Origin of the sequence: Paenibacillus sp. PvR098 (assembly GCF_017833255.1) — a bacterium.
In the GTDB taxonomy this organism is placed as follows: domain Bacteria; phylum Bacillota; class Bacilli; order Paenibacillales; family NBRC-103111; genus Paenibacillus_G.
The window spans coordinates 1191698-1211599 of sequence record NZ_JAFIBU010000001.1 but is presented as its reverse complement, the minus strand read 5'-3'; the positions used below and the strand labels follow the sequence as shown (position 1 = coordinate 1211599).

At 49.8% G+C, this 19902-nt stretch carries 15 protein-coding genes; 13 read left to right on the top strand and 2 right to left on the bottom strand.

The genetic code is table 11. The features are described 5' to 3' along the window. The first annotated feature begins 86 nt into the window (after nucleotides 1–86). Entirely contained in the window at nucleotides 87–2936 is a 2850-nt protein-coding gene (gene dinG / locus JOE45_RS05920) for an ATP-dependent DNA helicase DinG (RefSeq protein WP_210021077.1), read from the top strand. Then, nucleotides 2933–3553, top strand: a complete 621-nt coding sequence (locus tag JOE45_RS05915; protein WP_210021078.1) for a redox-sensing transcriptional repressor Rex — start codon at nucleotides 2933–2935, stop codon at nucleotides 3551–3553. Before dinG ends, JOE45_RS05915 begins: the two co-directional genes overlap by 4 nt. 56 nt (nucleotides 3554–3609) lie before the next feature. Here JOE45_RS05915 and JOE45_RS05910 read toward each other — a convergent pair whose 3' ends face one another. Then, complete coding sequence (locus tag JOE45_RS05910) at nucleotides 3610–4611, bottom strand: inorganic phosphate transporter (protein WP_210021079.1); 1002 nt, start codon at nucleotides 4609–4611, stop codon at nucleotides 3610–3612. Between the two features lie 50 nt (nucleotides 4612–4661). Beyond that, complete coding sequence (locus JOE45_RS05905; protein WP_210021080.1) at nucleotides 4662–5282, bottom strand: DUF47 domain-containing protein; 621 nt, start codon at nucleotides 5280–5282, stop codon at nucleotides 4662–4664. A gap of 153 nt (nucleotides 5283–5435) precedes the next feature. Here JOE45_RS05905 and JOE45_RS05900 point away from each other — a divergent pair, with 153 nt between their 5' ends. The 11 genes from JOE45_RS05900 to JOE45_RS05850 all read left to right on the top strand — a co-directional run bounded on the left by JOE45_RS05900 (nucleotide 5436) and on the right by JOE45_RS05850 (nucleotide 19896). Continuing rightward, on the top strand, nucleotides 5436–5573 hold the full coding sequence (locus tag JOE45_RS05900; RefSeq protein ID WP_210021081.1) for a hypothetical protein: 138 nt from the start codon (nucleotides 5436–5438) through the stop codon (nucleotides 5571–5573). Further along, nucleotides 5554–6852, top strand: a complete 1299-nt coding sequence (locus tag JOE45_RS05895; protein ID WP_210021082.1) for an amidohydrolase — start codon at nucleotides 5554–5556, stop codon at nucleotides 6850–6852. The genes JOE45_RS05900 and JOE45_RS05895 overlap by 20 nt, the downstream gene beginning before the upstream one ends. Before the next feature lie 24 nt (nucleotides 6853–6876). Next, complete coding sequence (locus JOE45_RS05890; RefSeq protein WP_210021083.1) at nucleotides 6877–7374, top strand: cell wall elongation regulator TseB-like domain-containing protein; 498 nt, start codon at nucleotides 6877–6879, stop codon at nucleotides 7372–7374. Nucleotides 7375–7550: 176 nt separating this feature from the next. Next, entirely contained in the window at nucleotides 7551–8084 is a 534-nt protein-coding gene (locus JOE45_RS05885; protein ID WP_210021084.1) for a hypothetical protein, read from the top strand. Then, nucleotides 8077–9576, top strand: a complete 1500-nt coding sequence (locus tag JOE45_RS05880) for an AAA family ATPase (RefSeq protein WP_210021085.1) — start codon at nucleotides 8077–8079, stop codon at nucleotides 9574–9576. The genes JOE45_RS05885 and JOE45_RS05880 overlap by 8 nt, the downstream gene beginning before the upstream one ends. A 209-nt stretch (nucleotides 9577–9785) precedes the next feature. Then, nucleotides 9786–11465 carry an N-acetylmuramoyl-L-alanine amidase family protein gene (locus tag JOE45_RS05875; RefSeq protein ID WP_245246694.1) on the top strand — a complete coding sequence of 560 codons (1680 nt, stop codon included), beginning with the start codon at nucleotides 9786–9788 and terminating at the stop codon, nucleotides 11463–11465. 3 nt (nucleotides 11466–11468) lie between these two features. Then, nucleotides 11469–12059 (top strand): GerMN domain-containing protein, encoded by a 591-nt coding sequence (locus tag JOE45_RS05870; protein ID WP_348632490.1) that lies wholly within the window; start codon nucleotides 11469–11471, stop codon nucleotides 12057–12059. A gap of 45 nt (nucleotides 12060–12104) precedes the next feature. Next, nucleotides 12105–14864 carry an S-layer homology domain-containing protein gene (locus JOE45_RS05865; protein WP_210021087.1) on the top strand — a complete coding sequence of 920 codons (2760 nt, stop codon included), beginning with the start codon at nucleotides 12105–12107 and terminating at the stop codon, nucleotides 14862–14864. A gap of 172 nt (nucleotides 14865–15036) precedes the next feature. Further along, nucleotides 15037–15744, top strand: a complete 708-nt coding sequence (gene nth / locus JOE45_RS05860; RefSeq protein WP_210021088.1) for an endonuclease III — start codon at nucleotides 15037–15039, stop codon at nucleotides 15742–15744. 2 nt (nucleotides 15745–15746) lie between these two features. After that, nucleotides 15747–16019 carry an NAD/NADP transhydrogenase alpha subunit gene (locus JOE45_RS05855; RefSeq protein WP_210021089.1) on the top strand — a complete coding sequence of 91 codons (273 nt, stop codon included), beginning with the start codon at nucleotides 15747–15749 and terminating at the stop codon, nucleotides 16017–16019. A gap of 160 nt (nucleotides 16020–16179) precedes the next feature. Further along, nucleotides 16180–19896 carry a dynamin family protein gene (locus JOE45_RS05850; protein WP_245246676.1) on the top strand — a complete coding sequence of 1239 codons (3717 nt, stop codon included), beginning with the start codon at nucleotides 16180–16182 and terminating at the stop codon, nucleotides 19894–19896. Nucleotides 19897–19902: the final 6 nt, after the last annotated feature.

The window sequence follows — 19902 nt, the reverse complement described above, 5'->3', positions numbered from 1 at the left end:
ACCACAGGATAAGTTTGCTATTCCCTTTTGCCCGTAGTATTGTTATCCTTAAAGGATAGTGGGAACGAAGGGATTGACACGTATCAATGAAATTCGCGGTTTTGGATTTTGAAACGACTGGGAGCACGACTGCGGATCGCATTATCCAGGTCGGGCTCTTTATTATAAACGATCATGAAATTACAGACAGGTATACTTCACTCGTCAACCCGGGGATGAGTATACCTTCTTCAATTACTGCGCTAACCGGCATTGATGATAAGATGGTAAAAGGTTCTCAGCCCCTAGATAGTGTTATTGCTGAGATGGTACCGCTGCTGCAGGATGCTGTTCTGGTGGGACATAATACGGGTTTCGATTTGGCTTTCCTGCAGCGGGCCTTGGATGAGCACGGGTATTTTCCTTTCGACGGCAGAGTATTGGATACGATGGATGCTCTTCGTATTCTTTATCCCGGTTTATCTAGTCTGCAACTTTCCATGGTTAGTCATGCCTTCGGGATCGAGCACGAAAGGCCCCATCAGGCTGACAGCGATGCCGAAGCCACGGCATTCATTTGGCTTCAGTGCATGGAACGCTTTCAATCGCTTCCTTTGCTCACCCTACAGAGATTAGAAATGATATTCGAGGATTCCACAAACGATTTTGGCTGGTTTATCCAAGAAATGAGGCAATATAAAGAACTAAATAATCCTCTTGATATGGATTCAGACCGCTATTTCCGTCAGTTTGCTTTGAATGTCAATGATTGGGGAGAAGAACTGGAACAGGAAGAGAAAGCGACTGGCGAGCTGCCTGGTGATTTTGGTTCATTCTACGAGCAGTTGAAACAGGTCTTAAAGCAGCGGTTTGATGCCTACGAAGACCGCGAGGCGCAGGTAACCATGCTCAAAGAAGTTGAGTCAGCTCTCGAGCAAGGTCAGCATCTGATGATCGAAGCAGGAACCGGAACCGGCAAATCTCTTGGATATTTAATTCCATCTCTTTATTACGGCTTAAAACAAGACAAAAAAATACTTGTAAGCACCCATACTATCAATCTTCAGGAACAGCTGCGGGAGCGGGACCTCCCGTTGCTCGATGAATTGTTTCCCTCCCGCTTTAAAGCCGCTGTTTTAAAAGGCCGAAGCCATTATTTATGCTTGCGCAAATTTGAGCAGAAGTTGAATACGCTTGATTTTGAAAATGGACGAGATGATAGGGTTACTGCCGGTCAGATGGTGGTTTGGCTCGGTGAGACGAAGCGCGGGGATGATGAGGAGCTTCACTTTGCAAATAAAGGAAGGCAATTCTGGCAAACGGTTGAGAGTGATTCGGATTCGTGCTTGAACAGGACATGTCCCTGGTTTAAAAAGTGTTTCTATCATCGTGCCCGCCATGATGCTAACACGGCAGACGTCATCATTACAAACCATTCGATGCTGTTCACTGACACGAAGGCGGAAAACCGTCTTTTGCCGGCATACAAGCATTTGGTCATTGATGAAGCGCATCATTTTGAGGAAGTGGCCGGCAAGCACCTGGGTATCGACTTGCATTATCATGGACTGATGAATACCCTGCACTGGCTGTATAAAGACAGCCGATCCGGTCAGCTTTCCACCTTGCGCTTTCGCCTGCAGAAGTTTGAGGACGAACGGTCACAGGGCTGGTGCAGCAAGATCGATCAGGCCGTAGAGCAGCTTGTGCTGCTTAAAGAGGAATGGGAGCAGCTGAGCGAATTGCTTTACCATCTACTTGCCTCAAAAAGCGACGGAGCTCAAACAGAGGGCAGCTCGCTTGTGTTCCGGCTGAAGAAGGAATCGCTCCCGACCGGTTGGGATAAGCTGTCCATATTGGAAGAAAACATGCACCTTCATTTTAACGAAGCTTTGAAGAGGCTTGATCAGCTGATTACGGAAATCAAAGAGGTTCAGGATGAGTACGATGTGCAAAGCTCCATCACTGATTTGACAGGAACCGTGAAAGAGCTCTACCGCCATCGGGATGCGCTTCATTTTTTCATGACGCAACCTGACGCTAATTACGTGTACTGGCTCGAAGGAGGCATGTACAATAAGAACCGATCGCTGCAGCTATTCTGTGTGCCGGTTGATGTCAGCGAAATGCTGAAGCAGTACTTTTTCGATGTGAAGGACAGCGTAATTATGACTTCAGCAACACTCTCGGTAGGGAAGTCGTTTGACTACACATGCGAGCAGCTGGGCCTTAAGGACGGGGAACCGAATAGTAAGCTAAAAACGGTTCAGTTGCCATCCCCCTTCAATTATCGCAAGCAGGCGTTGGTGGCCATCCCCCGGGATTTCCCTACACTGCGCGGAGCGAACGGCGAGAAGGAGTTTTTGGATCGATTGGTGCCATCGCTTGCGGAGGTGGCGCTCGAGACGCGCGGCCGCATGCTGGTGCTCTTTACGTCCAATCGAATGCTCAAAGCGGTGCATGCGGGACTGAAGGATATGCTTTCTCCATTCGGAGTGACCGTGTTGGGTCAAGGTGTAGATAGCAGTAACCGAAGCAAGCTGACGCGTCTGTTTCAGAATAGTTCCGCCAGTGTACTGCTCGGAACGAGCAGCTTCTGGGAAGGGGTCGATATTCCCGGGGATGCGCTTAGCTGTTTAGCGATCGTCAGACTTCCATTTCAGCCTCCCAACCATCCGCTCGTCGAAGCGAAGACGGAAAAGCTTAAGCAAAAGAACCTGAATCCTTTCATGAAACTGTCTGTACCGCAAGCGGTCATTCGCTTTAAACAAGGCTTCGGACGTCTAGTGCGTACAGCATCGGACAAAGGAATTGTCATTATATACGATACGCGCGTTATCGATACGAATTACGGCAAGTATTTCTTATATTCGCTGCCTGGTCCGAAAATTGAGCACATGAATTCGAATCAGCTAGTACCAAGAATAAAGCAGTGGATGGGTGGAAATGAAGCATGAAAACTCTAAAAATATCCGAAGCGGTCGTTCGTCGTCTTCCGATATATCTTCGGTTTTTGAATGAGCTAAGCAAGAAAAATGTACAAACGGTGTCCTCGCAGGATTTTGGACAAAAGCTGGATTTAAACCCTGCGCAAATTCGCAAGGATTTAGCCTATTTTGGGGAATTCGGGAAAAAGGGTATCGGATACGATGTTGACTATTTGATCGAAAAAATCCGACAAATATTGAAGCTGGATAAGGTGATTCCGGTCGCATTGGTCGGCGCGGGGAATCTCGGTCGGGCGCTTTGCAATTATAATGCCTATCTTAAGGATAATATGAAAATCGTGGCTGTGTTCGACTCACAACAAGCGAAAATCGGGGAATCCATCAACAACCTGAAGGTAAAGCCGATGGATGAGCTTGGAGATACGCTGCAGGAATTTAAAGTGCGTATCGGGATTATTACGGTTCCAGCCATAGAGGCGCAGCAGGTGGCTAACCAGTTTGTTGAAGCGGGTGTGGAAGCGATTCTTAATTTCGCCCCGATGATTATCAAGGTGCCGGGTGAGATTCGCGTTCATCATGCAGATTTCACTACCGAGCTGCAAAGCTTGGCTTATTATTTGGAGTAACTTTTGGATTAACGTATAAAGCCCGGGGCAAAATTCTTTGCACCCGGGCTTTATTTTTACAATGTAAATGAGAAGATGATTTTGTAAATTAAGAAGGCAAGCACCATACTGATCGGGATCGTAATCACCCATGTCATAACCATTCGAGTTACCGTGCCCCACTTGACATCGTGGAACCGCATAACGGAACCGGTACCGATAATCGATGATGAAATGACGTGGGTCGTTGATAACGGCATCCCAAGGTAGGTGGAGGTCTGGATGATGATCGATGAGTTCAAGTCGGAGGCAAAGCCATTGATCGGCTCAATCTTGAGCAGCTTTTTGCTCACCGTCTTAATAATTTTCCAACCACCGATCGAAGTCCCGAGTCCCATTGCGGTAGCTGCCGAGAGCTTTACCCAGAGAGGAACTTCCAAATCCGTTTGGTAACCCATGGCAACCAATGCGAACACGATAATTCCCATCGCCTTCTGCGCATCGTTACCACCATGAGAAAACGAGAGCAACCCAGCGGATATTACCTGAAAGCTGCGGAAGGTACGGTTGAGCTTTGAACGTGATTGATTTCCTCTAAGCAAGATCAGCTTACGGATGATCCACATGATGAGAATACCCGTACCAAATGCGATGATCGGCGATAAGATGAGTATAAGGACGATCTGCTGAAACCCTGACCAATTGACCCCGCTTAAACCAGCTCCCGCAATAACAGCTCCAGCCAGCGACCCGATCAGCGTATGGGACGATGATGAAGGAATACCGTAATACCAAGTGAGCAGATTCCATATGATGGCCGAGATTAATGCTGCGATAACGATATACATGCCGTTTTCGATCGCAGCCGGATTCGCTACGCTTCCGCCGACCGTTTTGGCAACTTCCGAAGAAAACAATGCTCCGATAAAATTTAATACGGCTGCGTAAAGCACGGCAAAACGCGGCGACAGTGCTCTTGTTGAAATGGAGGTTGCGATAGCGTTGGCCGTATCGTGAAATCCGTTAATAAAATCAAAGATCAGTGCCAAGGCTACGATGATGATAAGAATGGTTAACATAATGTCCTCCTAAGCATACTGGGAAATTCCTAAGTAACCCGTGCGGCGACTCAGGAATATCTCAACACGACGCTCTCCAGAATATTGGCTACGTCTTCGCATGCGTCGGTCGTCTGCTCCAAACGCTCGTAAAGTTCTTTTAGCTTGAAATCATGATATGGATCCTTCGGATTAGTAAAAATCTCACGAATACCTTCGCGCATCAGGCGGTCGGCTTCATTTTCCAAGCTGTTAATCTGAACCGTGTGTTCCGTGAGCTGCATGTACTTCTTTTTGGAAAGCAGCTTGAACGCATCTAGGATGTGCTGACAGCTGGCCACGATAACCGCGGAGAATTCTTTCATATATTTGTCAGATACGGTGATGTTCAAATAATCAAAACGTGCAATTGTAGCTTCGATCCCGTCCATGACATCGTCTACCTTAGAGGCAAGCTCCATAATATCCTCGCGGTCGATTGGAGTGATGAACACTTTATTCAGACCTTTGAAAATTTGATGCGTGATTTCATCGCCTTTATTCTCCAGATCCTTCAGCTGCGGGTAGAATGTAGCCGGAGGCTGATCTCCCATAACTGCGTTGCGAAACATCTGAGCCGCATGCAGTGTGTTTTCTGACGCTTTGATGAGTAGGAGAAGAAAGTCCGTATCGTTTTTTTTACTAAAAAGCATAGCTTATAGCCTCCCGAAAATCTAATGAATAATAGAATATTTATTGTAGCAAGCAAGATTATGTAGAAATTTGACGGTAAATTTCACAAAAATAAAAATAACACAATATACGCATGGAAAGCAATGAAAGTTTGTCGAGTTAGGATATGAAAAATGAGCTTCTTCTATGTAGTGATTCATGTGTTTGAAAATATACCTTTGCTTGATTTTGGAACGCTGAAGTTGTACATTGAAATCGGGATTGTAATCGAAGGGGAAGGGAATTTAACTAATGAAGAAAACAATCATTGAGAACGGCACTTTCATTACAATGGATGAAGGTAACCCCGTCATTCGCGGATTTATGACAATGGAAGGAAATCGAATTACATATATAGGGGAGCAGGCGCCCGATCCGGAAGCAACCTTCGATGAACGGATCGACGGGACGGGGAAGCTGTTCATGCCCGGTTTAGTCAATACGCATGGACATGCAGCGATGTCGCTCCTGCGGGGCTATGGGGACGATTTGGCGCTTCAGGTATGGCTGCAGGAGAAAATGTGGCCGATCGAAGGAAAGTTTACCGCGCACGATGTCCGGACAGGCACCAACCTTTCCGTGCTGGAGATGTTGAAGGGCGGTACGACATCGTTTGTTGATATGTATGACCATATGAACGAAGTAGCGGAGGCTGCGGTCGAAAGTGGCATGCGTGCGTGTCTGACCCGCGGCGTAATTGGCTTATGCTCCCGTGAGGAACAGGATGCCAAGCTGGCCGAGGCGATTCAATTCGCTAAAGAGTGGCACGGACAAGCGGAAGGCCGGATTACAGCGATGATGTCTCCGCATGCACCGTATACTTGCCCTCCGGATTATATTGAAAGAATTGTACAGGCCGCACACGACTTAAATCTTCCAATCCATATCCATATGTCAGAAACGGCTAGAGAAGTGGAGGAGAATGTGCAGCAGTATGGGGCAAGACCTGTAGCGCATTTGGAGAAGCTGGGCGTGTTCTCAAGACCGACGCTTGTCGCGCATGGAGTTCACCTGACGGATGAGGAAATTGCCGTCTTAAAGCAGTATGACGTACGTATCTCTCATAATCCGGGAAGCAACCTGAAGCTAGCAAGCGGAGTGGCCCGCGTACCTGAACTGCTCAAGGCTGGCGTCATTGTTTCGCTGGGTACGGACGGCGCGGCCAGCAACAATAACCTGGATATGCTGGAGGAAATCCGTTTAGCTGCGTTGATTCATAAGGGTGTCACCGGGGATCCTGTTGCTGTTCCGGCTGCTGAAGCTTTGAAGCTTGGGACACTGTATGGGGCTAAATCGATATGGCTTCATGATGTAGGTGCGCTGCAGCCCGGCATGAAGGCGGACTTCATTGCGCTGGATATGGATCAGCCTCATTATTTCCCGCGTACGAATTTTATTTCTCATATGGTTTATGCAGCGAGCTCAAGAGATGTCACTGATGTCTGCATCGACGGTCGCTGGGTCGTTAGAAAAGGCGAGTGTCTAACGCTGGATGAGGAAAAAATTAAATTTGAAGCGCAGCAATGCTTTGAACGGTTAACTTCAGGATAACGAGTAGGAGGGAGAGAGTCGTCGGTGAGGAAAAGCTGGAAGATCGCCGCGATTTCGATGATCGCGGCGGCAGTTTTATGCATCGGGATGATCTTAGCCTTTCGTGCAGTAACGAACAAGGAGTGGAACGTTCAACGAATGGCGGTTCAAACGGCATATGAGAAGACCTTATTGGCTAAAGCGATTAAAGTGGAGCGATTTGTAAGCGATAAATCGTACACTGTCATCTACGGGGAAGACAAAATCGGGCAGCCAGTTTATGTGTGGGTGTCCGATGATGAAATACGTACCGAAATGGGAACTGCTGGGCTGAATGCCGATCAGGCGAAAGAGATGGTAAAAGCCAAGCATCCTCATGCGGACGTGCTCAGGACAATGCTTGGCATTCAAGACGGACAGCCGGTGTGGGAAGTGTTCTATAAAATGAAAGTAGAAGGCGCGTCGCGCGTTCAATATTTTTACGATTTTTATACGTTTAAAGACGGACAGCCGATCGATACGTGGCGGTTATCCACACAATAACGGCAGGTTTGAAACTAGAAGCCGCGAGGGAGCAAGCTGATGAAGCGATGCCTTCGCGGTTTTATTAGATTCAGAATTCACGTATTTTCCACACATTACATCAACAATCGTATATATCATATGATATACTATGAGTATGTTAATTATGATATATTATTTTGGAAGGGGACGTTCATTTGAAACTGCGTCTTTTACCCGTTGTATTGAGTGTTCTTGTTTCGGCCTCCTTGCTATTTGGCGGCTACTTCGCATATCAAAGCTACGCTATGGAAAGCCCTCTTGAAAAAGTGGTGTCGGCAATACCTGGCGTTGAACTTGAAGCTATAAAATTATCGGGAAGCGAAGCAGAGCTGGAGCTTAAGGTTGCTCCAGGCACAAGTCTTCGTGAAGTATACCGAAATATCCAGAACGAGGGGCGTTCTACGCTCGGCAGCAGAGAGTTAAAGCTGAAGGTAGTGAACGAGCCGTCAGAGCGGCTGGAGCAGTGGTGGTCATCTGCACTGTTTGAAGTGGCTCAAGCCATGGAAACGAAGCAGTATGCGCAAATTCCAAAAACACTAGAGGAGCGTTCGGCCAAAAGCGAAGGTGTGAAAGCTGCGTCCGAAATGGATGATAAGTTTGTGTACATTACGATAACGGACGGTAATAACAGCAAGTACGTTATACTTCCAAGAACACCTGCAAAGCTGGGAGTGTGGACTAATGAGTAAATACGGTAAGGAAATATTAATCGGAGTTGTCCCTGTTCTCATTGCATTCTTGTTTTTTCTTGGCATCAATATGATACCTATTGTTTTTATGGCAGCTATTTTGGGAACTTTCTTGTATATGTCGCGTGCACGAAATGGCATGAATGTAGGTTCGGAGCGTAAAGCGAGGAGCAAAGCCCCTAGCTACATGACCTTTGACGAAATCGGAGGACAGGACCGGGCAAAAGGGGAGCTTAAGGAAGCTCTCGATTTCTTGATACGTGCAGAGGATATTCAGCGGCTTGGCATTCGTCCTCTAAAAGGGATATTACTGACGGGACCACCGGGAACGGGGAAAACGCTCATGGCGAAGGCTGCTGCTCACTATACGAATTCGGTATTTATGGCTGCGTCAGGCAGTGAATTTGTTGAGATGTATGTCGGTGTTGGTGCAAGCCGTATTCGAGATATGTTCAAAGAAGCTCGGACCCGTGCGGCCAAAGAGAATAAAGAAAGTGCCATTGTCTTTATCGACGAAATTGATGTGATCGGCGGCAAGCGTGATGGCGGTCAGCATCGGGAATACGACCAGACGTTAAATCAGCTTTTAACAGAGATGGACGGGATTCATACAAGCGAAACGCCGCGCGTGCTGATTATGGCCGCGACCAACCGGAAAGAAATGCTCGACCCGGCGCTGCTTCGTCCCGGACGTTTTGACCGGCATATTGAAGTTGATCTTCCGGATAAAAAAGGCCGTCTCCATATATTAAACATCCATGCGAAAAACAAACCACTTTCGGATACGATTGATATGGAGCTGATCGCGAGGGAAACCTTTCACTTCTCCGGAGCCCAGCTCGAGAGCGTTATGAACGAAGCTGCCATCTATGCGATGCGTGATGAGGCTGATAAGATCGGCCAGCAGCATTTGTCTTTGGCGGTCGACAAGGTCATGCTTGGTGAGAAAACGGACCGCGAATCGACAAAGGAAGAGCGGGAGCGCGTGGCCTTGCACGAGCTTGGACATGCTATTGCAGCGGAGCTGGTAAGGCCGGGCTCGGTATCGCAGGTCTCGCTGAGTCCGCGGGGGAAGGCGCTCGGCTTTGTAAGGCATAACCCTCAGCAGGATCAATATTTATACACCAAGGAGCAAATCGAGCATCAAATCATGATTGCACTTGGAGGCGCGGTCGCAGAAGAAATGTTCTACGGCGGTCGCAGCACGGGGTCGAGGAACGACTTCGAGCAAGCGCTGAACATGGTCCGAACCATGATGGATTCCGGACTTACCAGACTTGGGATCATCGATAGGGATATGGTAACAAAGGAAGAGCTGATGAAGGAAAATGCAGCTATTCTGGAGCAATTGACGACAGCTACAAGGCGGTTGCTGGAGCAGCACCGCGAAGTATTCGAGCAATCGCTTGATATCTTGATAGCAGAGGAAGTACTCTCAGGCAATCAGTTCAGGGATCTGCTGCAGCGGTCGATAAGCCGCCAAATTGCATAGAATTTGAAAGCAAATGATAGACCGAGGGCACATAGCCTTCGGTTTTTTTCGTTTTTCTATGTTTTTCAGCTAAATTCGCCAAAGGTGCAACTTTTTTGCGAAAGGATAGTCTAATATAATGGTAGATTTCACCACCGTCTTCCTTTTGCCGTCCGAAAGCAACAAAACCTTTCGGCATTCCACATAGACCAAATTACAAATTGAGGTGCATGATGAAAGTTTTAACTGCGTGGTTCACTATGTTGCTCTTGTCACTCCTGTTGATGCCTGTACTTGCGATGGCCGCTGCTCCGTCGATCCAGCTGTTTATGAACGGCAAGCAATTGGTCCCCGAGGTGGCTCCCCGTATCGTAAATGATAATACGATTGTGCCGATCCGTGTTATCGCGGAGTCGCTTGGCTCCAAGGTTTCTTGGGATCCTAAGGTGCGTAAAGTGTCGGTGGACAAAGAGGGTATCAACATCCAGTTGTTTATTGACAAAAAGCAAGCAATGGTTGCCGGCAAATCTTATATGCTCGAGACCGCTCCGACCATTATTGAGGGAAACACGATGCTCCCTATCCGTTTCGTAAGCGAGAATCTTGGTGTGGAAGTTAAGTGGGACGAGCCTACCCGATCCGTTTTCCTGTATCAGCAAGCAAGTGATGTAAAAGATGGAATGGCTTCAGAAAACGGTACGGAAAATAAGAAAGATCAAACTGGCGCTGGTGGTGCAGTGGCGGGCAACAATGGCTCTACCGATGGCAAAAACGCACAGGGTAGTAAGGATCAAGGCAAAGACAGCGAAAAGCCGGCTTCTTCAGTCGGTTCGGGTAACCCGGTGAAGGCTGGAGAACAACCGGTTGATAAAGGCGCAAACACGCCTACCATAGGATGTGTTGCACCTGAAAGTATCATCAAGAAAGCACCGCTTGCAGTCGCTAAATCCGATGTGTCTTCTGAGAAGAAAGATGCGGTGACTACAGGCAGTTCCAGTAATAAGGTTGAAGCGGTGAAGTTAACAAAGGTACAGTCCATCTCACTAAAGGACGATATGCTGTGTATTGAAACGTCCGTAGGAGAAGTTAAGCCTAACATGTTCAAGCTGTCCGGGCCTGACCGGATCGTCATGGACATTCCGGGTGCAGAGCTGCATGCGTCCTTGGCGGCGCTCGTGAATGAAAAAACGAAGGAAGGTAATGTGCCTTTAACCGAGCCAAGTGAAACCGTGGCAAAAATTCGCTATTCGCTATTTTCAAACGACCCATCTATCGTTAGAATAGTAATAGATTTGCAGAAAAAATCTGAATTGATCTTGTCAGACATGCTGCCAAGCGGTTTGATCATCGGTAAGTTTGTCAACGGAAAAGACAAGTTCCGGATTGTCATCGATCCCGGACACGGCGGGAAGGATCCCGGCGCCATCTCCAAGAATAACAGGCGCGAGAAAGATTTTGTACTTGCGCTTGGCAATAAAGTAAGCAGCCTCCTTCAGAATGATCCCAAGGTGGAAGTTCTGATGACAAGGTCTGATGATACTTTTATTGCATTATCGGATCGGGTAGCCCAAGCGCAGCAGTTCGAGGCGGATTTGTTCATTTCCTTTCATGCAAATTCAATAAACAAGTCAAACATTAGAGGTACGGAAACGTTCTATTGGACGGAGCAAAGCTCGGATTTTGCTGCTTTAATGCACCGTCATGTTCTTGAAGCTACGGGTTTTCCCGACCGAAAGGTCAAACAGGAGCGCTTCTTTGTGATTCGCAACACCACGATGCCAGCGGTACTCCTGGAAATCGGCTTTTTGTCCAATCCAACGGATGAAGCCGAGATGCATAAGGATGCATTTCAGAACCGGGTTGCCGCATCCATCGTTGCTGCCATAAAGAAGCAGTTGATTATCAACTAAGGAGTGGTAACGTTGAACAAGAACTGGCATAAAGTATTGGCGGCCACCGCCGTATTCACCCTGCTGCTTTCGGGCTGCGGACAGAGTAAGCCGCCCGCGCAGGGCGCAGGAGAAACTCCACCTGCCAATATGGGGCAAGGTTCACAGCAGGGGACGGATACGCCGCCTCAGACTGCGACGCCTGCACCGAACCAAGAGCAGAACAAACAAATGAAGGTAAAGACCTATTACAGTGATTCCAACTTCGAGAAGCTGATCGAGAAAGAAACGACAATTAGCTATAAGCAGGATGCAGATAAGTATCGAGCGGCGCTGGAAAGTTTGAAGACAAGTCCTGATAACCAATCACTTACGCTGTTTAAAGGCTTTACTTTTAACAAGGTTGACTTGAAAGACGGACAGATTACGATTGATTTATCCATGGCCCCCGAATCCCACCTGGGTTCCGGAGGAGAGGATATGCTTCTGAATGCACTTCAAAAGACGCTGTTTCAGTTTAGCGAGATCCAGGCCATTGAAGTGCTGGTAGACGGGGAGCAAGTAGAGAGCTTAATGGGACATATGGACCTGCCACATCCGATCAAACGAAACTAACGATGCATGTACGTCACAAGATAACCGAGGGGAGCTATGAAATACATGAAGACCAAGAAACAAAGGCAAGCGAAAAGGCTGGCTGCTGCCGTACTAGCGCTCTCTCTTACGGTCAGCGGCTCGGCTTTCGCCGAGCAAACAGGGACAGGAGTCAGCGCGAGGGCAGGAACGACAGTATCGGCAGGGGTAGTCCAAAGCTTTTCTGATGTGAGCCCACAGCATTGGGCAATTAAGCATATTACCAAGCTCGCTTCCATTGGCATTATTCAAGGCTATGAGAGAGCGGAATACCGTCCCGAAAACTCTGTTTCCCAACAGGATGTCATTGTCATGGCCATCCGAATGATGGGGTTGGAGGATCAGGCGCTTGATAATCAGACAGCGACGGTACTGCCTATATTAGTTAGCGATTATGCTAAGCCATATGTGGCTTATGCGTTTGACAAAGGATTGATCTTGACGCAAGAAGAGGCCGCAGATACGACCTCCAAAACAGCCTGGGGCTCCCGTGAAGCTACTCGTGAATGGGTGGCTAAGCTGGTTATTCGTGCCATTGGAAGAGAGGATCTTGCTCGTCAACAGGCGGCTTCCCCGTCTACATTCACGGATGCCAAAAACATGTCTGATTGGGCTAACGGCTATATTAATGCCGCAGCGGAGCTTCAGATCGTTCAAGGCTTTGAAGATAACGGCTTTCAGCCGCAGGGTAAAGTGACGCGGGCTCAAATGGCCACCTTCCTCAGCCGCGCAGACAAAGAGTTAACGACTCGTTCCGAACGTGTATCTATCGGCTACGTAATGGAGTTAACGGACCGAAAAATCAGCGTCCTGAATCATCAAGGCACAACGAACAGCTACACGATTTCAGCGGGTACGGTCATTTATAACGCGAAGGACGATACCCGGATTCCTCTTTCAACCATCAAGCTTACGAATGAAGTATATGTCGTACATAATCAAGGCGGCGCTTTGTATGTCGAGCTGACGAGCGATCAGGAACAGATGGAAACGTACGAAGGTACACTTGGGCAGACGTTCTTGGATCAAATGATGCTGTCCGTTCAGCAGGGCACTCAAAGCACCTTGTACAAGCTCGCTTCCAATGTAACGATAACGGATGCTTCGGGTCGCGGTTTCAGCTTAGGCTCGATCGAACCGGGAAGTATTCTGGAGTTGAAGCGTAATAAGCTGCTGCAGGAGAATGAGATTTCTCATATCATAGTTAAGCAAGCTCCATTAAGCAAAACGGCGGAAGGTACCGTACTCAACATCAATACGGACCAAAAGCAAATCACGTTCCTGGAGCAAACCACGGGACTAAACGAAACTTATCCATTCCCCGCGCTCGCTACCGTTACCATGCCTGATGGTACGATAACCGATCTGTCAAGGCTGCGCGTTGGCGATTCCGTCACGTATAACATTAAGTCCAACGAAGCGGTTTCAGTCACGATCCGCAAGCAGGCAGACGTCACGCAAGCAATGGAAGGCTCTTTGGAAAGTCTGAGCGATGACAAGAAGATTATGACGGTCAAAAAAAGCGGAGGCACTACACTCGGAGCTTATTTTATTGCCGATAATGCGGTGGTGTCCATCGAAGGCTTGCCGAACGCCAGCTTATTTGATATTGAAACGGGAGACACGCTAAAGCTGGATCTCGTGAACGATAAAGTGGTCAAAGTGAATGTGACGAGCCGTTCGGTGAAGCAATATGTTTTTGCTACCATTATTGGATACGATGCTGACAGGAAGCTGCTTACGATTGAAGCCGACAACGGGGAATTCGGAGTATTCCGCTTAACGGACTCGACCGCGATTAAATTCGGGGATGCCACACTTCCGGTTTCCAACTTCCAATCCATGTTTCTCACGAATACGGGCAACAAGAGAAAAGTGGATTTGAAGGTTTCCAAAGATAAAGTCGTGCAAGTTCAATTAACGCAATATGTCGAGGGCACCGTATCCCAGATTAACAGCACGACGAACGAGATGACCATACGGACGGTAGGAGGCCAAAATCTGACGTTCAAAGCGTACTCCAGCATCAAAGTGGAGCTGCTGAACAAACCGAATGGCGCCATGGCTGATTTGAAGGTCGGAGATTCGATACGCGCGAATGTGAATGTCGGGGACCAGACGATGATCACCGATATCGTTATGAAGCAGGCCGGGATGTATAAGGTGCTGTACACGACCCCTAGTTCCCGTCAGGTGAACGTGAAGGACGAGAATGGCTCGATGCTTACGTTTACGGTGGACAGCAATGACAAAATCATCAATCCGGGCAAGACATCACATGCGTTTGAGGACATCCAAGTCGACGAATATATCAAAGCGAGCTTCAATGGTATCAAGCTGGAGAATGTTACGCTTCTGAATACGCTGCGCGGCAAAGTGACGGGTGTGGACGCAACGCTGGGAACCGTGACTGTGCAGGACTTCCAAGGTAATGTTCAGGTGCTGCCGCTTGGATCTCAATTTACGATTAAGTTGAACGGAACGGTATCGGCTGCCATTACTTCTTTGAAGCCGAATGACCGGGTGGAATGGATCCGTGATGCGAATGAAAAAATAACGATTCATGTCGCTACAGCTTCCAACCGTGTTATATCCTCCTACTTGTATGAGGTGAATCAGTTGATTCTGAAGCCGACGGGCGGTAACGACAAGACGTCCTATAGCTTCTTCGCCAAAGCTTATTTGCATAAAGGCAATCAGACTGTTGCCGCCAATGCCTTCATGGAGAATGAAGAAGTGACAATTTATGTGCTTGATGATAAAATTATCGAGATAGAAAGGCCCTAATTTATTATTTATATGAAACTTTTTGCGTCCATCTGCCGTCTGTTCGGTAAGGTATACTTACCCTGCAGGCGGTTTTTTCGTAAAAAGTTCGTTTTTTGTCGTCCCGGGTCATTGCTTCGGCTTGCTCAATTCGGTAAACTGTAAGAAATGGGTGGAAAGCGAGGGACATACGATGAATCAAACGAAGACACGAATCATACTTGATCACATCGCCGAGATGTATCCCGATGCCCATTGCGAGCTTCATCATTCAAATCCGTTCGAACTGACCATTGCCGTCCTTTTGTCCGCCCAATGCACGGACGAAACGGTGAACAAAGTGACTGCCACATTATTTCAGAAATACAAGCGTCCTGAGGATTATTTGGCGGTACCGTTAGAGGAATTGGAGCAGGATATCCGCAGGATCGGATTGTTCCGAAACAAAGCGAAGAATATTCAAGCGCTTTGCGCGCTCCTATTGGACAAGTATGATGGAGAAGTTCCCCGAGAGCATGAAAAGCTGGTAGAACTGCCTGGCGTCGGACGGAAAACAGCAAATGTGGTTGTTTCCAATGCGTTCGGCGTACCTGCGATTGCCGTTGATACCCACGTAGAGCGGGTATCCAAAAGATTAGGCCTGGCGGGTGCGAAGGATACCGTGCTGGAAGTGGAGAAGAAGTTAATGAAACGGGTGCCGCGTGAGGAATGGACACTGACGCATCACCGGCTCATTTTTTTCGGGCGTTACCACTGTAAGGCGCAAAATCCGAAATGCGAGTTATGCCCGTTGTTGGAGCATTGCCGAGAAGGAAAAAAACGTATGAAAACGAACCCGAGTAGGAAACCTATACCAAAGGGCAGAACTGTCAAAAGCGTAAATGGAGAAAGGATCGGATAATAATGAAATGCATATCGGTATATACCAGTAACTTTGAAGTGTTCTCAGATATTTATGAGAAGGTGCTCCAAACGCCGCTTCAGGAAAATGAAGAATTGCAAGTGGACGGTGTGACTGTTTCGGAGTCCGGCAGCGTCCCGGAAAATTATTTAAACCGGATGAAGCAGCGACCTGAAGTGGTTGTGATGAAAGTCAAGGATAAAGACATTACGATTTTGCAGCACCGCGATGTGTTCGAAATTTTTATCCCTGAGACGGAAAATATGGTACACTAAAACCGAAGCAATTCGGTTTTTTTTTATTTTTCTTAGGAATCTTCAGGGGAGGGTGCTGCGAGTCAGTTTTACTGCTTTCGCTCCTTACTGAAGGGTAAAATACATAAAAACCGATATCGTTTGGTTTTTAAACAGCAGAGGATTAGGGGTAGAGAAACGGATGAAAAGCGTAATGACTTCTGGTGAGGGCATATCGGTTGAAGAGAAAAAGAAGTTCATGAACTCAGATGTAACGATGCAGGAGGCGGTCCGCCATCTACTGCATCAAGTCGAGCAGACAGGGGACAAGGAGAATGTCCGCAAGCTGACGCAGCTGCTGGCTAAAGCAGAGAGCGGACGGCTTCATTTAGCATTTTGCGGACATTTCTCGGCAGGGAAGTCTAGCTTGATTAACAAGCTTTGCGGACATATGCTGCTTCCTTCAAGTCCGATCCCCACAAGCGCAAACATTGTAAGTATCGTCAATGGGGAAGCCGGAGCCCGAGTAATTCATAGGGATGATACCTTTGGCGAAGGCGGAGCAGCGAAAATTGAGCAAGTGGCGCTGGATGATCTTGCGGAGCACTGCCGGAACGGTGAATCGATTGAAACGGTCGAGATCCGCTATCCGATTCCATTTCTGGAGTCGCATGCGGCGCTTTTGGATACACCGGGGATCGACTCAACGGACGACGCGCATCATTTGGCGACGGAATCGGCGCTTCATTTGGCCGATGTGGTGTTCTATGTGATGGATTATAACCATGTGCAGTCGGAAATCAATCTGGCCTTTGCAAAAAAAATGACGGAGTGGGGTAAGCCGCTTTATCTGATCGTCAATATGGTGGATAAGCACCGCGAACAGGAACTGCCGTTCACCTCTTATCAAGAGGGGGTTCGCGAGGCTTTCACGAACTGGGGCGTTCAACCGGCCGGTATCGTCTACACCTCGGTGAAAATGCCGGATCACCCGGCCAGCCAGTGGAGCGAGCTTACACGGTTGCTCAGCGGGCTGATCGAGCTGGGGGAGCCCTTGGTAGGGCTTAGCCTTGAGAAGTCGGCGCGCGCATTAGCGGCGGCGCATGCCGCGAAGATGGCCGAGGAGAACGATCCGGCTAAGGAAGCGCTGCATGCCCGAATCGCCGCGGACGAGGGGTACGAGTCTGCGCAGGAGCAGCTTCGCGAAGCGAGCTCTGAGCTTGCTCGGCTTATCGCGCTGCCGCAGAAGCTTGTGTTAGCGGCGCGCAAGGACGTGACGGCAGTGCTCGAAGCCGCGAACGTGATACCGGCCGTGACTCGGGATTTGGCGCAGGTCTATTTGGAGAGTCGTAGGCCGGGCTTCAAGGTCGGTTGGCTTGGCTCTGCGGCGAAGACTGCGGCGGAGCGGGAGCAGCGCCTTACCGCGATTCATCGCGACTTCGTGTCGCAGGTAGAGACGCAGGTGCAGCGTCACGTACAGCAATCGGTGAAGGCGATCTTTCAAGGCCAAGGCCTGCCGTCCGACATGGTAACCGAATTGACGGATCGAATCCAGCCAGAGATCACGCCTGAGTGGATGGCGGCTCAAGTAAACGAAGCGGCCAGCTTTGGCGGGGAATACACAATGACGTATTCGAAGCAGATTGCGGCTGAAGCGAAAGCCATGTATCGCAAGCAGTCGTTCGCTGCGGCTGACGAGCTGGCTGAGGCTCTCGCAGCGGCGCTGAAGTCTCGCATTGAGGCGCTGCGCCAGCAGGTCGCCGATCTTGACGCGCGGCTGGACGCCTCGCGCGAACTCGAGCGGCTCGCGCGGGCGGAGGCCGCCTACGGCGAGTCGCTGCTTGCGCAGCTCCCCGCCGCGGCGGCGCCCGCGCTGCCTGCGCCTGCGGCGACGGCTGCGCCTCAAGCGCAGCCGTCCGCTTCGCCCGCCGGGCGCGAGCCAAGCGAGGGACTCGCTTGGCTCGCGCAGCAGGCGGGCCGCGGCCCGGGGGCCGGCGGAGCTGTGCTCGCCGCGGGCGGCCATCGCAGCCGGCTGCGCGATGCCGCAGCACGGCTGAACGCCGCCGCGCAGGAGCTGGACGGCGCAGCAGCGCTGCAAACTATCCGCCGCTCCTTGCAGGAGAAGGCGGAGCGGCTGGAGAACAACCGCTTCACTGTAGCGCTGTTCGGTGCCTTCAGTGCAGGCAAATCGAGCTTCGCCAACGCATTGATCGGCGAGCGGGTGCTGCCCGTATCGCCAAATCCGACCACGGCGGCGATTAACAAGATCATGCCTCCCGATCCGGAGGCCGGTTGGCCGCATGGAACCGCCAAGGTAAGGCTGAAAAGCCGGGACAGGCTGACGGCCGACCTTCTTTACTCGCTTGAAGTGCTAGGCGTGCCTGCCAATACGCTGGATGGGGCGCTGGAGATCGTACGACGCTTAAAGGCGGATCAGGTGCCGGGCAAAGGCAAGCCGCACTACGCCTTCTTGAAGGCGGTGGAGAAGGGCTGGGCGGAGATGAGCCCGAGCCTCGGGCAGGAGCTTCGCGTTACGGCGGACCAGTTCGGCGACTATGCCGCCGACGAAGCCCGTTCATGCTTCGTCGATCTGATCGAGCTTTATTACGCGAATCCGCTCACGGAGCAGGGTGTCGTGCTGGTGGATACCCCCGGAGCGGATTCTATCAACGCCCGCCATACCGGAGTGGCCTTTGAATATATCAAAAATGCCGATGCGATTCTGTTCGTCACCTACTACAATCATGCGTTCTCGCATGCGGATAAAGAATTTTTGCTCCAGCTGGGTCGTGTGAAAGATAGCTTCGAAATGGATAAAATGTTCTTTGTCGTCAATGCTGCCGATCTGGCTTCTTCCGCAGAAGAGCTGGAGGGAGTCGTGGACCACGTGGAAAGCAACCTGCTGCAGCACGGTATCCGTCAGCCGCGCATTTACCCGCTTTCAAGTTATTATGCACTAGAGGGTAAGCTGCAGAAGGAGGAAGAAACGATTAGCCAATCCGGAATTCTCCGATTCGAGCAGGAGTTCGTCCGTTTCACCTTTGAAGAGCTTACGGAAATGGCTATTCTTGCAGGGGACGCGGATATCCGTCGTGCAGCGGATACGCTGCAGCGATGGATGAGCAGCGCAAGGGAGGATGCGACGGAACGGAGCCGGCAAGCCGAAGCGCTGCGGACATCATTGAGCGCGGGTGTCTCGCTGCTGGAGCGGCAGGACGGAGATGCCGATGCGCGGGAGCTGGCAAGGGAAATTCAAGAGCTGCTCTATTATGTCAAGCAGCGGACGCAGTACCGTTTTGGCGAGTTGTTCAATCTTGCCTTCAATCCGTCCGTGTTCCGTGAGGATGGCAGAGACGTGAAAGCGGTGCTTCAATCGGCCTGGGAGGACCTACGGCGTATGATTTCGTTTGATTTAACGCAGGAGGTGCTTGCGACCACGCTGCGTATAGAGAATAAAATCAACAAACTGCTTAAGCAATCGGCAGAGACATGGGCAGCCGCGATCCAGGAGAGAGGGATTGCGTCCTTTGACTCTCCGGGCTTTGAGCCGAAGAAGCTGCGCACACCGGAGCTGACGCCTTTGCTGCACGCGGAGGATATTCAAGTCAAATGGCTTGCCAGCTACTATAAAAATCCCAAGCATTTTTTCGAGGGGGATGGGAAAGCCCAGCTCCGCCGGGAATTGGAATCGAGGTTGAACGGTCCGATGGACCGCTTTGTCGAAGCTCAAACCGCACTGCTGGCAGCAGCTTATGAGGCTCAGCTGCGCAGCGCGACGACGGAGCTTGCGGACCGCCTGGGTCAAGCGCTGGAGGAGCACGCTTCCGGTTTGATCGAAGCGCTCGAAATGAAGCTGGACCTGAACGCGCTGCAAGCCAAGCACGATCGGCTGCTGAACTGCATTGGAGATGTTCATTAATGTTAC